Origin of the sequence: Tardiphaga sp. vice304 (assembly GCF_007018905.1) — a bacterium.
GTDB lineage: Bacteria > Pseudomonadota > Alphaproteobacteria > Rhizobiales > Xanthobacteraceae > Tardiphaga.
Genome location: NZ_CP041402.1, coordinates 1,181,401 through 1,197,313, shown reverse-complemented (window position 1 = coordinate 1,197,313; position 15,913 = coordinate 1,181,401). Strand labels below are relative to the sequence as shown.

General features: G+C 59.0%; 3 protein-coding genes and 2 pseudogenes. 1 reads left to right on the top strand and 4 read right to left on the bottom strand.

The genetic code is table 11. The features are described from left to right. Positions 1-309: 309 nt before the first annotated feature. The 3 genes and pseudogenes from FNL56_RS05630 to FNL56_RS28745 form a co-directional block, all read right to left on the bottom strand. On the bottom strand, positions 310-1,347 hold the full coding sequence (locus FNL56_RS05630; RefSeq protein ID WP_143576034.1) for a zinc-dependent alcohol dehydrogenase family protein: 1,038 nt from the start codon (positions 1,345-1,347) through the stop codon (positions 310-312). A gap of 919 nt (positions 1,348-2,266) precedes the next feature. After that, positions 2,267-4,555 carry a PAS domain S-box protein gene (locus FNL56_RS28675; protein WP_368039348.1) on the bottom strand — a complete coding sequence of 763 codons (2,289 nt, stop codon included), beginning with the start codon at positions 4,553-4,555 and terminating at the stop codon, positions 2,267-2,269. A gap of 160 nt (positions 4,556-4,715) precedes the next feature. Beyond that, positions 4,716-4,907 (bottom strand): annotated as a pseudogene (locus FNL56_RS28745) (PAS domain-containing protein); the annotation flags it as partial. A gap of 845 nt (positions 4,908-5,752) precedes the next feature. Here FNL56_RS28745 and FNL56_RS05610 point away from each other — a divergent pair. Then, positions 5,753-6,513 (top strand): annotated as a pseudogene (locus FNL56_RS05610) (IS110 family transposase); the annotation flags it as partial. A 563-nt stretch (positions 6,514-7,076) separates the two neighbouring features. Here the strand turns inward: FNL56_RS05610 and FNL56_RS05605 are convergent. Continuing rightward, positions 7,077-15,593: a GH36-type glycosyl hydrolase domain-containing protein gene (locus tag FNL56_RS05605; protein WP_143581821.1), complete on the bottom strand. Its 8,517-nt coding sequence runs from the start codon at positions 15,591-15,593 to the stop codon at positions 7,077-7,079. Between the last annotated feature and the right edge of the window lie 320 nt (positions 15,594-15,913).

Genomic DNA, 15,913 nt, shown 5'->3' with positions numbered 1-15,913 from the left:
AAGCTGAAGGTCCTGTTCACGACCGGGTTCAGTCGCAACGCGGTCATTCACAACGGCGTGCTGGATCAGGACGTGAGTTTCATATCCAAGCCTTTCACCATCGAGCAGATCGCCTCCAAGGCGCGAGCTGTTCTTGACGGTGCTTAAAGCATTGGCGGCTTGGCCCCGTCGCCTGGATCCATTGCCGCCTGCTTAACTTGTAGCTGCACTGCCGGATGCCCATCGCCCAAGGCATCCGATGGAATAACGGCCTCAGCGTATATCCCTCGCTGAGGTCGTTTCTTTTGGACGATGGCGTCGCGATCAGGCCTAAGTCTCGATGATAACCTTTAGGGCTTTGGTCTTGGCAGCGTTGCCGAAAGTCTCGTATGCGTCGAGAATATTATCGAGCTTGAAACGATGCGTGATGAGACGCTTGGGATCAATCTTGTGAGCGCCAACAGTTTTGAATAGCATCGGTATAGTGACTGTGTCGACCAGCCGTGTCGTGATCGAGATATTGCGGTCCCACAAATCCTCGAGATGGAGATCGACCTTCTTTCCATGCACCCCGATATTGGCGACAGTGCCTCCTGGCGCGACCAGTTTTTGGCAAAGTTCGAAGGTGACCGGAATGCCGACCGCCTCTATGGCGGTATCGACGCCGCGCTTGCCGGTCATCGTCATGACCGCCTCCAATGCCTTCCCATCGGTGCTGTTGATGGTTGCCGTAGCGCCGAAGCGCCTGGCTACTTCAAGGCGGTTGTCGTCAAGATCAATCATAATGATCTCGGCCGGCGAGTAGAATTGGGCGGTGAGGAGTGCTGCGAGCCCAATCGGGCCCGCACCGACGATCGCCACGGTATTTCCCGGCGCAACCTTGCCGTTGAGCACGCCGCACTCAAAGCCAGTGGGCAGGATGTCGCTCAGCATCACCAGTGCCTCTTCATCCGCGCTGGCGGGAATCGGATAGAGGCTTGTATCGGCGTAGGGAATGCGGACGAACTCGGCTTGCGTGCCGTCGATGGTGTTGCCGAGGATCCAGCCGCCGGTCGTGCAGTGGGAGTACATCTGCCTGCGGCAATATTCGCACTTACCACAGGCACTGACGCAGGAGATCAGAACGCGATCGCCCACTTTGAATGCTGCCACCGCCGCCCCCACCTGCTCAACGATGCCAACTCCCTCATGGCCGAGAATGCGGCCAGGCTGGCAAGTCGGGACGTCGCCCTTGAGAATATGCAGGTCAGTGCCGCAAATCGTCGTTTTGGTAACCCTGACGATTGCGTCGGTGGACGCGGTGATTTCCGGTTTGGGCCGTTCTTCGAGAGCCTTTTTTCCCGGCCCCAGATAAACGAACGCTTTCATCGTCCCTGTTGTTGGAGTGCGCGTAGCTAGTTTTGGCGGCGTCATGATATTCATGGCCGGGGACCTTTCAGATTGACGGACTCGACCATAGCTACTGGCCGATCTGGCGCAGCAAACCCCGGCCGCCCTCGGCGGAAAATTTCAGAAACTACTGCTAGGGAATCCGAGACCCATTGCAGCTTGTGCATGGCATCCTTCAGCTTTGCAGACAGCGTTTGGACGCCGCCATTGTTTTCCAATGCTTTAGCGTTTTAATAGTTCCATTGCCGGCTCGACCAAGTCTAACGACCGCCGATGTCCGAGAAGGGTCATTCGCGTCGTTTTGAACGTTGCCCGATGACTTCTGGTTTTCCTCCCGAAACGGACATCGTCAGACCGGCCCGGTTGGTCCGTTTAGTGCCAACAACGGAAGTAACCAAATCTCGGGCCGGTCGCACACTCTGGACAACATGAGAGGCCGACATAAGACGAAGCGGCACGAGCGGAATCGTGTAAGTCGAAATACTGCTTTTGATCCAATATCGGTATTTATTTCTCAATTTTTTGTATAGGCCAGATTTGGTTTTGGGATTGAGTGCAGGCTAGACTAGCATAACCGGGAGCCCTCCCGGCTCTGCCGGAGAGGCAGTATAAGTTTGACATTTGCGGCGGTCGCCCATCACCGAACCTCTGATCGTGAGCCACCATGCACACGAAAGGAAGTTTGACGATTGGCAATCGCGAGACCTTAACCCCATCAAATGGCGATGCGATTATCAAGAGGCATCTGTCCTCCGAAGTGGCGCGAAAAAAGTTGTAAGTAAGGTCGGGTGGCGCGGGCGGGAGTATTTCGTGCGCCGACCAAATAGATAGAGCTTCGGATCCAGCGTGGCCGCTTCGGCGGCCCAATTCCTAAAGCCCCCGGCTTTGCCGGGGATACTTACTTGGAAATGGTCTCGACACCATCCAGATAGATGGACAATGCACCCACCCACTTGCGCGACGCATCGGAATCGGCGCTCTCGGCTGCCTGTTCAATTGATCTGCCGATGTCGGTAATGGTCTGGAATCCAAACATGCCCCCGGAGCCCATCATCTGGTGTCCCAGAATCGTCACGGTCTCGAAGTCAACGCGATCCAGGGCGTCCAGCATCACGATGACATGCTGCTTGCAGTTCCGCAGATACGCAGGGATCCGGATTGCGGATTTAGATTTAGCACTCAAACGGATCAGGTCCATCCAGTTGCTTTCGTCTTTCGACGACGAAGGTGCGACCAGGGAGTGCTCCCTGATCGCCTGCAGCAGCACTTCTTGTTTGATGGGCTTCGTCAAAAAAGCCGTGCATCCCGCCGCCAAACACATTTCCCGATCGCCCTTCAGGGCAGAGGCCGTCAGTGCAACGATCGGCGTGGGCGGCCGATGGTTCGCCTGCTCCCACGCCCGAATCGTCCGCGTCGCGGTCAAGCCATCCATCACCGGCATTTGCCGGTCCATCAGGATTAGATCGTAGCGTCCGAGTTCAAACATTTTGCAGGCGATGGCACCGGTCTCGGCGATCTCGACATGGTACGGCGTGTCCTCCAGATAGGCCAACGTGATTATGCAGTTGTCGGGAGAGTCCTCCGCCAGGAGAATTCGCAGCGCCGGCAGCGGCTGTTCGGGATCCGCTCCAACCGGAACGGCCGCCGGTCGATTGACCGTAGCGGAGATCTCGAAGGGTACCGCGAAAGCAAACACGCTGCCTTTCCCGACTTCGCTTTCGACCCAGATGTCCTGCTCCGGCGAGAGAGCGGTCTTCGCCAGCAGGTCCGAGATTCCCATGATCGCATTCATCGGCGTTCGGATCTCATGGCTCATGCTCGCCAGAAAATCCGATTTGGTCCGGCTCGCGCTCTCGGCGGCGGCCTTGGCCTGCTGCAATTCCGCCTCCACCCGCTTGCGTTCGGTGACGTCGCGCGCCGCGGCGAAGACGCCCTGCAGGGTGCGGTTCCGATCGTAAAACGTGGTTGCATTGTAGGACACCACCGTCTGCTTGCCGTCACGGGCGCGCGCCGTCAGCTCGTATTCGGTGACCGACTTTTCGCTCAGCACCCGATTGATCGCCGCCTCGGCGCGCTCCGGATCGGTGAAATACCCCTTGAACGGCGCGCCGATCAGCTCGTCGCGCGTGCAGCCGGTAAGCGCCTCCATCTGCTTGTTGACGTCGGTGATGATGCCGGACGGATCGGTGGTCATCAGTGCGTCGATATTGGATTCGATCAGCGAGCGTGTGTAGAATTGCTGGTCGCGCAGGCGTTGATCGGACTTCTTTTGCTCTTCCTCGACCAGTTTGCGCGCGGTGTTGTCGGTGCCGATTAGCAGATACCCAATGATGGTCGCTTGCGCGTCGCGAAGTGCGGTGACCGACACCACGGCCGGGAATCGGCTTCCATCCTTGCGGATATAGGTCAATTCGTAGATGTCCTCGATCCCGCGCGAGGCCTTGAACACCAGGGCCTCGAAGCCCGGCGTGATCGGGGTTGCGAGCTCGACGCTCAGCGCCTTGGCGCGCGCGATCAGTTCCTGCGGATCGGAAATGTCAGCCGGCGTAATCTTGTTCATCACGTCGGCTGCCGCATAACCGAGCATCCGCTCGGCGCCGACATTGAAGATCTGAATGACGCCCTTGGCGTCGGTGGCGATGCTGGAGAAGTTGGCGCTGTTGAAAATGGCGCTCTGCAGGGCTCCCGCCTTGAGTTCGGTGCCGATCAAGAGGTAACCAATGATGACGTCCTGCGCGTCGCGCAGTGCTGTAATGGAAACCACCGCCGGGAATCGGCTGCCATCCTTGCGGATGTAGGTCAGCTCGTAGATATCATCGATCCCGCGCGAGACCTTGAACACCAGGGCCTCGAAGCCCGGCATGATCGGGGTTCCGAGTTCGACGCTCAGCGCCTTGGCGCGGGCGATCAGTTCCTGCGGATCGGAAATGTCGGCCGGCGTGATCTTGTTCATGACCTCGGCGGCGGCATAGCCGAGCATCCGCTCGGCGCCGACGTTGAATATCTGAATGACGCCCTTGGCGTCGGTGGCGATGCTGGAGAAGTTGGCGCTATTGAAGATTGCGCTCTGCAGGGTTCCCGCCTGGAGCAGCGCTTCTTCCGCAAGTTTGCGCGCGATGTTGTCGGTGCCAATGAGCAGATAGCCGATGATAACGTCCTGCGCGTCGCGCAGCGCCGTGACCGACACCACGGCCGGGAATCGGCTTCCATCCTTGCGGATATAGGTCAATTCGTAGATGTCCTCGATCCCGCGCGAGGCCTTGAACACCAGGGGCCTCGAAGCCCGGCGTGATCGGGGTTGCGAGCTCGACGCTGAGCGCCTTGGCGCGGGCGATCAGTTCCTGCGGATCAGAAATGTCGGCCGGCGTAATCTTGTTCATCACGTCGGCGGCGGCATAGCCGAGCATCCGCTCGGCGCCGACGTTGAAGATCTGGATGACGCCCTTGGCGTCGGTGGCGATGCTGGAGAAGTTCGCACTGTTGAAGATCGCGCTCTGCAGCGCGCCAATCCGCGCCGTCTCGTCTTTTCTATTGAACACGGTATCCCCCCAGCGACTCCCGCACTTAGCTGATCGATTGCGCGAGAGCCGCGGATATCGAAGCTCTTCTTCCCGGGGATCACGCCGCTCCGAGCGCTATCCGAGCTAATGCATATTCGCGCCAGGGCGAAAAGTTCCGTCGGTTCTGTAATCTTTTAAGAAAAGTTTTTTTTCGGAAACGCTTGACCCTCCGTGCCAATGATCATGAGACATCTGAGTCCGAAGAGTTTAGCCTCGGGGCGTAGGACAGAGATCACATGGTTATGCCAAGCAAAGACACGAAGTTGGGTGGTGCAGCAGGGTTTGGCGCGGCGGAAGGCCGGAGGCCGACCGCCGTGCCAAACCCTGCGGCGGCAACTCCTGAACTGTTGGATCGGGCGCGCCGTCGAACGTTCACCGGGCAGTACAAGCTGCAGGTTCTGGCGGAGATCGATCGCGCTCCCGCTGGCGGCACCGGCACAATCCTGCGCCGGGAAGGTCTGTACTCGTCAACTTTGAGCGAATGGCGCCGGCTGCGCGACGCTGGCGCGCTCGGTGCAAAGACGTCGATCAAACGAGGACCCAAACCCGCGCTGCGCAATCCGATGGCAGCGGAACTAGCGCAGGCCAAACGGGAGAATGCGCGGCTCTTGCGCAGGCTGGAGCACGCCGAGACGATCATCTCGATCCAAAAAAATAGTGGCAGCCTTGTTGGGCCTCCCGCTGGCGACAGCCGACGACGACGCATCACGATTGATGCCGTCATCGCGCTGGCGCCAACACCTGGCCTCACCGCCAGTGCGTGCGCTGCGCTGAACGTGTCGCGCGCCAGTGTTTATCGTCAGCGCACGCGTTTGGCGGGGCCGCTGAACAAGAGTGATCAAAATGACGCTCGAGGTCTTGCCGAACTGGTACGGGTCGGTTGGTATCGAGAAGTAAAAGTTAAAAGCGAGGAAAGTCAAAGGTCCGCGCGATACTCGTCGCGCGATCCTGACTCGTATGCATGCGCCGGGACATTGAGAACCAAGTCCGCAGTCTGATCAAGGAATATGGATTGCTATTCCCTCGCGCCATCGGCCAACAGTTCCGCAATCAGGTCAGCGAGATACTCGGCAAAGATCACCAGCTTCTCAGCGTGACCGCGCCGCTCCTGTCGATTTATGAGCATATCTGTCACCAGCAGAGCAAGTTTGACGACGAGGTCCGCCGATTGGCGATGTCGGACGAGACGACGCGGCACCTGATGACAGTTCCAGGCGTCGGAGTGGTGACGGCCCTCACGTTCCGCCATACGATCGACGATCCGTCCCGCTTCCGATCGGCCTCTACGGTCGGCGCCTATCTCGGCCTTACGCCTCGGCGCAACCAATCTGGAGAAACCGACACTAGCGGCAAGATATCGCGATGGGGCGACCGTCTTCTCCGATCCTACTTGTTCGAGGCGGCGACCGTTCTGCTCTATCGGACCAAAAAATGGTCCTCCCTCAAAGTCTGGGGAATGAAGCTCGCAAAGCGAATAGGTGTGAAGAAGGCAAAGACCGCCGTTGCCCGAAAGATTGTCGTCATCCTTCACTGCATTTGGGTCGATGGCACCTCGTTCGACTGGGGCCATGCCACACCGGCCTGAACGCATACTGAAGCTTTCCGGTCCGGTCCGCCGGGCTGGCGATGTCCCGCTGGGACGGTGGTCGCGGTGACCTCGGTCAATCGGCTGGTGGCAGCTCGTCCGCACTCCGCTGCACACGTTGAGGCACCCGCCCCGGACATCATCATGAGGCGCTTGGCGACCTCGGAAAGAACCATGACCCTGGCGATGGCATCAAAGCTACCGTGGTAAAATTTCTCCTACGGCAAAAGAAGATCCAACACCTACCGCTGTAGTAACGCCGGCCATTCTTGCCCCGTCTACACGGCCCCATCCAGATTCGACGGGGCGAGCGCTACGGCTTTGCTGAGGGCGGATGAAAGGGTGCTTGACAACAGATCGCAATTAAAGGGCCGATTGACACTCTGACGTTGTTTCAGCAACGCGGGTGGGCCAGAGTATATGCCGTCTGTGCGTCGGGCTTAATTAAATACCATGTCGTTTCGGCAACTCTTGGTGGTCGTTCGAATGATACGGCTTCGTCTCTCGCGGCTGTCGGATTTGGAATAACCATTTTGGATAGAATATTTTCACAAAAAGCGCTCTCAATGCTTTGCTGCGTAAATCTCCAGTTTGTGGGTTTTGCCGTCGAGGGCGACACGGAGCGGTAGTTGGTCAAGCGGACCGATTGTGCCGTCGAGGATGACATTCGGAACACTGTGATCACCGATAAATCGCGTGGAAAAGCGGATTTCGTAGCGCGTCGATCCCACTATTACGATGACTTCAAATCCGGGCCATGCGGCTGGAATGCGGGGCTCGATGACAAGAAACTCACCGTCGCGCCGAATGCCCAGAATGCCGTCGATTCCGGCACGATACATCCACGCGGCAGAACCGGTGTACCAGGTCCAACCCCCGCGTCCCACATGCGGCGCTACTGAATAGACATCGGCAGCGACAACGTAAGGTTCGACCTTGTAGCGTTCGACGTCTTCGGAGGTCTTGGCATGGTTGATCGGATTAAGCAGTGCAAAGAGATCATGTGCTTTGTCGCCCGCGCCCAGTTCCGCAAACGCGAAGATCGCCCACATCGCGGCGTGACTGTACTGGCCGCCGTTTTCGCGTAGGCCGGGAGGGTAACCCTTGATGTAGCCGGGGTCGTGCGATGTGGTATCGAAAGGGGGCGAGAACAGGACAGCTAGACCGTCCTCGTGGCGAATAAGGTGCCCCTCCAGAGATGCCATCGCTTCCGCGGCACGCGCGGGCTCGGCAGCCCGTGACAACACCGCCCACGACTGTGCTATTGAATCGATTTGGCACTCGTCATTATTCCTGGAGCCAAGCCACGTGCCATCATCGTAGGTCGCGCGGCGATACCATTCGCCGTCCCAAGCGTCCTGCTCGATCGCATTCCGCACCAATGCCGCGTGAGCGCGCCAGCGTCTGGCGCGGTCGGCGTCGCGGCTTTCCGCGAGCGGCGCCAACATTTCGATGGTGCGCAGCAGGAGCCAGCCTAGCCAAACGCTTTCGCCTTGACCGCCTTCGCCGACCCGGTTCATACCGTCGTTCCAGTCGCCGGTGCCCATCAGCGGTAAGCCGTGCTTGCCCGTGAGTTCAACGCACTGATCTAGGCCTCGAGCACAGTGCTCGAACAGAGACGCCTTTTCATCCGCAATCATCGGCTGGAAAAACGCGTCGTGTTCACCAAGTTGGAGCTGCGGCCCTTCAAGAAACGGAATTGTTTCATCCAAAACTGCAGAGTCGCCCGACGAAACAACGTAGGTCGCAGTCGCAAACGCGAGCCAGACTCGATCATCCGAGATCCGTGTTCGCACCCCCTGCCCGGAATGCGGCAACCACCAGTGCTGCACGTCGCCTTCTGAGAACTGGCGCGCAGCGGCGCGCAAAAGGTGGCGCCGTGTCTCATCCGGGCTGGCGAAGGTCAGTGCCATACTATCCTGAAGCTGATCGCGGAAACCGAAGGCGCCACTTGCCTGGTAAAAGGCCGAGCGTGCCCAGATACGGCATGCAAGCGTTTGATAGAGCAGCCAGCCGTTCAACATGATATCCATCGTTCGATCCGGCGTCTTGACCTGGACCGCGCCAAGCAACGTCTTCCATTGATCGGTCACCTCTTTGAGTACGGCGTCGAGATCGGCCTCGCGATAGCGGGTGATCAGCGCATGGGCCGCGTCAAGCGTGGTACATTGCCCGAGGAAGGATACCACTTCGATGGTCTCGCCTGCGGCAAGCTCAACGACGCATTGCAAGGCAGCGCAGGGATCGAGTCCGGCACCTGTTGTTTTGGAGAGAGGGACCCTCCCTATCAGCGCCGCGGGCGACTCAGGCCCGCCATTGCGACCAAGAAATTCGGTGCGGTCGGCGGTCCAAGATGTCTGCCGGCCCCTAAGATCGGCAAAAGCGGTGCGGCCGGGGAAGGCCATACCCCAGGGATTGCGGGCCAGCATCGCGCCGGTGGCCCCATCCATTTCTGTTGTGATAAACGGACCCGACGCTCCGCGGGAAGTGCCTAGCACCCATTCCGCGTAAGAGGTGATCGACAGCCTGCGCGGCCGGCCGGAGAGGTTTCGTAGCGTGAGGCAGGAAATCTTGATCGGATCGGCAACCGGAACGTATTGCAGCAATTCCAGCGCAATACCGTTCGCCTCATGCTCGAAGCGGCTGTAGCCAAAACCGTGGCGCGCAATGTAGGTCCCCCCGTCGCGGATCGGCAGCGCGGTTGGGCTCCAGAGATCAAAGGTCTCTTCGTCACGAATGTAAATCGCTTCGCCCGACGGGTCTCCGACCGGATCGTTCGACCATGGCGTGAGCTGGTTTTCACGACTGTTTTCAGCCCAGATGTAGCCGCTCCCCTCGACCGAGCACTGGAAGCCGAAGGTGGGATTTGCGATCACGTTGATCCAGGGTGCCGGCGTCGTCCGGCCTGCATCAAGGATGGTTACATACTCGCGACCGTCTTTATCAAAACCCCCGAGGCCATTGAAGAACTCAAGGTCGGGCGGCGTCGACGCGGACGCGGGCTCCGGCAATGACACGCCAGGTTTCGGGTGACGGATTGGCGACAAGCCGACTGAATGCGGCAGGCGCGCGAGCTGACTGGCGACGGGCCCGCGGCGCGCCACCAGCACGACGCGGGCGATCGATTGAAGCAAGGACCTTGCATCGACGCTCATCAAGTCGGCGCGAAGTGTATAAACCGATCCCTTCGCAAGTCCATCACTTAAAGGCGGCTGCGATTGACTGCTCCGCACCGCAGTCTCAATAGCGATCTGAAGATCCTGGATATAGGAAGAAGCACGCTCATTAACGATGACAAGATCGACGCCGAGACCTTTTAAGCGCCAATATTCGTGAGCGCGGAGTAGCTGTCGCACTTGGGCGATGTCCTCTGTATCGTCAATGCGCAGAAGCACGATCGGCAGGTCGCCCGAAATACTAAGCGGCCATAGGCCCGACTGTGCCGCCGCTCCGCGAATGATCGCTTCTGATTGTGCGCGAAAGCGCGGGTCGGCGTAAAGGATGGGCGCAGCCAAACGTTGAAAATCCGCGGCCTCCTCAGCCTCGACGCCGAGATGACGGAGCTGAACCTGAGCTTGCGTCCACGCGAGAGTCTTCACCCGATCGAATGCGCTGCTATCATGATGTTTGTCGATTAGATCCAGAAGCTCGGCTCGCGTTGCAGCGACAAGGGTCCAAAAGGCGACCCGGGCGACCTTGCGAGGCGGGACACGAATCTTCAATCTGAGCGAAAAAATCGGATCCAGAACGGTCCCGACCGTGTTCGAAAGAGGTTGGTGGTGCTCGATTGCCGCAGCCGATTCGACGGTACGACATCGACCGACAAACCGGGCCCGATCAGATTCATATTGCAAATCGCCGACGATTTCGCCTTCCACCACCGCGAAATGCGCGGCCCAGATTCGAGGCTCGTCAGGTGCGCGTGGACGGCGCGTCGCAATGAGCGCACCACATTCGGCCAGATATTCGGTCTGAACAAACATCTTTGCAAAAGCCGGATGCGCGTTATCGGTTGCTGGCGCAGTCAGAACCAACTCTGCATAGGATGTGATCTCAATCTCACGCGGGCGCCGTCGGCTATTGTTCAAGGATATGCGGCGGACTTCACAGTCGTCCTCGCCGGAAACCATAATGTCCATGGTCGTTGTCAGCGTGCCGTCACGCCGGACGAATTGCGCATGATCTTCGCCGAAGAACACCTCGTTCTCATTCGTATCGCTACGTATCGGCTGAGCCGCGGGCCAGACTGTTTCGGTCTGCATATCGCGCAGAAAAATAAAAGAGCCTTGGTCATCGCGAGTTGTATCCTCGCGCCATCGAGTGACGGCCAACTCGCGCCATCGGCTATAACCTCCCCCCGTCGCGGTCAACATCACCGCGTAGCGCCCGTTCGAAAGCAAATGAGTAACCGGCGGACCCGCGAGCGAATCCTGCGTCAGCCGGCGTACGCCCGAGGCATCGACCGTGGCTTCGACTGCGGAAGCCTTCACCTCTTCGGCCCGCGGATGGGCAATGGCGACGTCGCGCGGCGTTCTTTCCTGTAGCAGAAGCTCACACGACTGAATGATGGGTTCTCGATGGAAGCGGGCGCGCATCTGGCCGTCTTGCAGGGTGTTGGCGATGGCGACGATGGTCATGCCCTGATGATGGGCCATGAAACTGCGAATGATTGCCATATCCTCGTCGTCAGGCAGCCGCGAGCGGGTAAAATCCACCGCCTCGTAGAAGCCATAGCGGCCGCGCAGACCGATCGCTACAAGACTCTCGAAATTTAACTGCGCGCCGTGCGGGTCCACCATGGTCGCAAGGCCCGTTGCATAAGGCGCGATCACGACATTTTCCGAAAGACCGCGCTTCAAGCCGAGACCGGGAACGCCGAAGTTGGAATACTGGTAGGTGAATTCAATGTCGCGGGCATTGTAAGCGGATTCCGAGATGCCCCAGGGAATGCCGAGTGACCGCCCGTAAGACCCCTGCCTTGCAACCACCCTGCGATTAGTCTGCTCAAGCAGGCTGCCCGCGGGTGCCCGCATCACCAAAGACGGCATCAGATATTCGAACATCGACCCTGACCACGAAATCAGCGCCGAACCACCGTCAAGTGGCGTCGCGGTCCGTCCAAGACGGAACCAGTGTTTCGTAGGAACGTCTCCTTTTGCTATCGCAAACAGACTGGCCAGGCGAGCTTCCGAGGCCAGCAGATCATAGCAATTTGTGTCGAGGCGCATGTCAGCGACGGAATAGCCGATCGATAGAAGTTTACGCTCGGGATCGACCAGGAACTTGAAATCCATCGCAAGCGCCAGGTCACGCGCGATATCGGCCAAAGCAAGCAGGCGGTCCTTGAGGACGCGCGGCGTACTGGCAATCTCCTTGTCTCGGACATGTTCGGCCAGCGACGTTTCTAGCGCCTCGGTCCAGAAAACCAGATCTTGAGAGGGGTCATCCGCGAATTCTGCAATAATGCTGCGAGCCGCTTTCGCGGCACGTTCGGCAAGCCGATCCAATGCAGGGGATAATGCCTCAAACGTCTGTTCTTTCTCTAACTGGGCGGCGATTTCTGCGAGGACGCTTGCGAGCAGTACGCCAGCGTCGCCGCTCTGAGCGCGAAATCTATCGAGCGCCTCACGCGCCAGCCGAAGATTGTCCATCATACCGCGCCGTGCATCCGACGCGACTAAAGCGTCCGTCCACTCTTCGCACGCATTGGCGACAACAATGAGATGACCCGCGAGATTTCCGCTATCGACGGACGAGACATAGGCTGGATTGAGAGTTTGCAGGTCCAACGTCCCGTACCAGTTGAAGAAGTGTCCTTTAAAGCGCGGAAGCTTTTGCATGGTGTTGAGCGTCTTTTCAAGCCGCTCAACGGTCTGCGTCGTTCCGGCCCAACCAAAGTCGCGCGCAGCAATGGCAGAGAGCAAATAGAGGCCCATATTGGTGGGCGAGGTCCGATGTGCGATGACGGGTTTCGGATCTTCCTGGAAATTATCTGGCGGCAGCATGTTGTCCGAGATCGTTACAAAGGTCTCGAAGAAGCGCCATGTACGACGCGCGGTGAGGCGAAGCTCCCGCGCGTCCAGATCAGATACGGCGAGTTGCCGTGTCACGGAGGGCGATCCACTGGCCCACAACGCAAGTCCCGGCGCCGCCATCCATAGCAGCGCAAAGGGCAGCACGAGAGGCCAGGACGAGGGTGCGAAAGCCACGGTGGCGACAGCCAGGACGATCGCCAGCAACGTGCCACCCGCCATCTCGCTATAAAAGCCGCCAAGAGCGAGCCTTGGATTTCGCATCGACTGAGCGGCTGTGGTCCATTCCAGTAGGTGGCGTCGGGTCAGCAATACTCGCACCAGCGTTCGCGCGATGGCATCGCCCATGCACCAGGCTTGATCTGCAAGAAAAGCAACTGACAAGAAGACTTGTGTCGCCGCAGTGCGGAAATCACCAGTGATTCGGTCGATGTGGCTCCGAAAAAGGATGCCGGCGCGACGCGGCAGCAGGGTGAGCAAGGCGGGGAGGAACGCCGGGATTGCTATCGTAGCGAGGACCATAAGGGCCGCAGGTATGGCTGAACGCAACGGTAGCAACCAGCATGTGAACAAAGCGATCAACGTCAGCGGTCCAAGCAGCGACCGCCTCAAATTGTCCAACATTTTCCATCTGCCGACCGGCGGAACCAACCAGCGTCCTGAATGATGCCCGAATATCCAGGGAAGGAGCTGCCAGTCGCCTCGAGTCCAGCGGTGCTGCCGTTTGGCAGCGACATCGTAGCGCGATGGGAATTCTTCGACAACTTCGACGTCGGAGGCAAGGCCGGCGCGGGCGAAAACGCCCTCAAACAGATCGTGGCTGAGCAGGGCATTTTCTGGAATGCGGCCGGAGAGAGCGGCTTCGAACGCATCAACGTCGTAGATGCCTTTGCCGGTATAGGAGCCTTCGCCAAAGAGATCCTGGTATACGTCGGAGACCGCGGCCGCATAGGGATCGATGCCGCCAGGGCCGGAGAAGATCTTTTGGTAAAGCGAGCCCTCGCGACCCACCGGCAGCGATGGCATAACGCGGGGCTGGAGAATCGCATAGCCGTGAACGATACGCTGCTCGGTTGCATTGAATTTCGGGCGGTTCAGAGGATGGGCCATTTTGCCGATCAGCCGCACTGCGGCATCTCGCGGCAATCTCGTATCGGCATCAAGAGTAATGACGTAGCGAACGTCGGGGGGCACCTGCGACGCGCTGCCTTCGACGGACATAAATGTCGTATCGACGGCCCCGCGGAGCAGCCGGTTGAGTTCATGCAGCTTGCCCCTTTTGCGCTCCCAACCCATCCATTTGTTTTCGCCGGCGTTGAACACGCGGCGGCGATGCAGCAGCAGGAAGCGTTTGCCGCCGGGCCCCGGCGGATAACGGTGGTTGAGCTGCTCGATCGCCTCGGCGGCGACGGCGAGCAGACTCCCATCGCCTTCCACAATCTCCTGGTCCGCATCGACTCCATCGGAAAGGAGGACGAATGTGAGATCGCCGCCGGCCCCAGCGAGGTGGTGGACTTCCAATCGTTCGATTTGCTCCAAAAGATCGGCTTCGCTGGTCAGCAATGTAGGTACCGCGACCAGCGTCCGCAGCGACTGCGGAACACCCGCTGTAAGCTCAAGCCCCGGCAAGATGACGGCGCCGAAACTCAACATGATTGCACGATTGATGAATGCGGTCGCAACCTCGGATGCCGGCAGCAAGCCGACCAGCGCCAAGAGAATGAGCCATCCGGTAGCGAGCTCGGGTATAGCCAGCGCCCAAAGTGCGAGCGACAGCAGAAGCGCGGTCGCGATCAGGATTGATCCTACATAGCCGGCAATTCCGAGGCGAATGTTGAACCGGCTGAGCCGCAGGCCTAGCGCGGGCCGAAATCCGATCATCTCCTCGAATGCCGGTCGACCCTCCGCAATCAGATGATATCCGGGGTCTCCGGTGCGTTCGGCTTCCTCGGCTGTTACTGCCGTCGCCTGCGCGGCGCGCGCCGCGTCTAGCGCAAGGCCAGCAACCTCAAGTTCAGACGGCGTCGATCGCCAGGCCAACTGCTCGATCGCGCTCCGGTACAAATTGCGTGTCGAAAAATCCATCCCGGCAAAGGCGCTCGCCCCGCGTAGCCGCTCGTCGACCAGGCTCACGCTCTCGAATAGCTCGGCCCAATCGACGTCCGAAATCAACCGCATGCTGGTGATGACATTGCGTACGGTGACGTTAGAAGCGGCCAACCTTTGCAGGGCGTGCTGGACAACCTCATCCATTGATAAACCCTGAAGTCGCAGTTTTCCCTCCAACCATCCCAATGCGGGCGTCGTTTTCGGGTCCCGATCCCTTAGTTGCTTGGCAAGCTGCGCTGCAAAAACCTCCGACAAGGGCTCTGCGGGGCGGGCGCCGACTTCGAGCGCGGACTTGAAACCGCCCGGCGCAAGAAGGCGGCTGGCCAGCGCGTCAGCATCCGCGCGGGAGCGTTGTCCGGCCGTAATCTGGTCGGCCAACCGCCGCAGGTTCTCGATCAGCACAATGCGCAAAGTGATCGCGACCGCCCACAGCTCGCCAATCAGGAGTGGCTGAACCTGCTGATATGCCGCGATGAAACGGCGCAAGGTCTGGGGATCGAAGTGGCTATCGGTGTGAGCCACGAAGGCCCAGGCCAAGCCGAATACCCTTGGATAGCCGGCGAACGGTCCTTCGGCTAACTTCGGAAGTTGGCGGTAGTAACCGGACGGAAGATCGACCCGAATTTCGCGGATCTGCTCCTCCACAAGATGATAATTGTCGAGCAACCATTCCGCGGCCGGAACCACGCTGCGACCGCCCTCCAGTTCCGCAGCGCTCGCCCGGTAGGCTTTCAGTAAAATGGCAGCGTTGTCGCTGAGCCGCGTGGGCAAGGACAAAACACGGGCTGGTCTTGTCGTAACCAGCTGCGCTGCAGCCAGGCTTTTCGCATGTTGCTCAAGTCGTTCAACACCGAATAGTTCTTCCCTTACCGGCGACGGATCATTCCAAGGCGGTAATCGTGAACGGCGTTCGCGAAAGCTTTGAAAGATCCATTTCATACGCGGATTTCCGGTCATCGCTCGCTTATTTTCGTTGCGACAGAGGCTCTAAAACAGCGCTTCGAGGCGGGGGCACTGCCGGTAGCATTATTGTCGACAAAACGGCCCCAGCGGGGGGAACCACCGAGGCCGTTCAAGTTATCCATTTTGCGTCGTCCGACGGGATTGAGCAACGCCTGACGACGGAATCATAAAGCCGTCTAAGCGAAAAAGTTCCTCGACGAATCAGTTTTTGAAAAATCGATCGCCGTAAAGTCTTAAGCCAGCGTCCTGAGTGAACAAAATTGCTCGTACCGTAAGCATCCGGCAAAGACCCTGGC

Excerpts from the sequence above, each read along its gene's own strand:
- FNL56_RS05630 (WP_143576034.1), bottom strand. The coding sequence starts at position 1,347 with ATGAAAGCGTTCGTTTATCTGGGGCCGGGAAAAAAGGCTCTCGAAGAA.
- FNL56_RS05605 (WP_143581821.1), bottom strand. The coding sequence starts at position 15,593 with ATGAAATGGATCTTTCAAAGCTTTCGCGAACGCCGTTCACGATTACCG.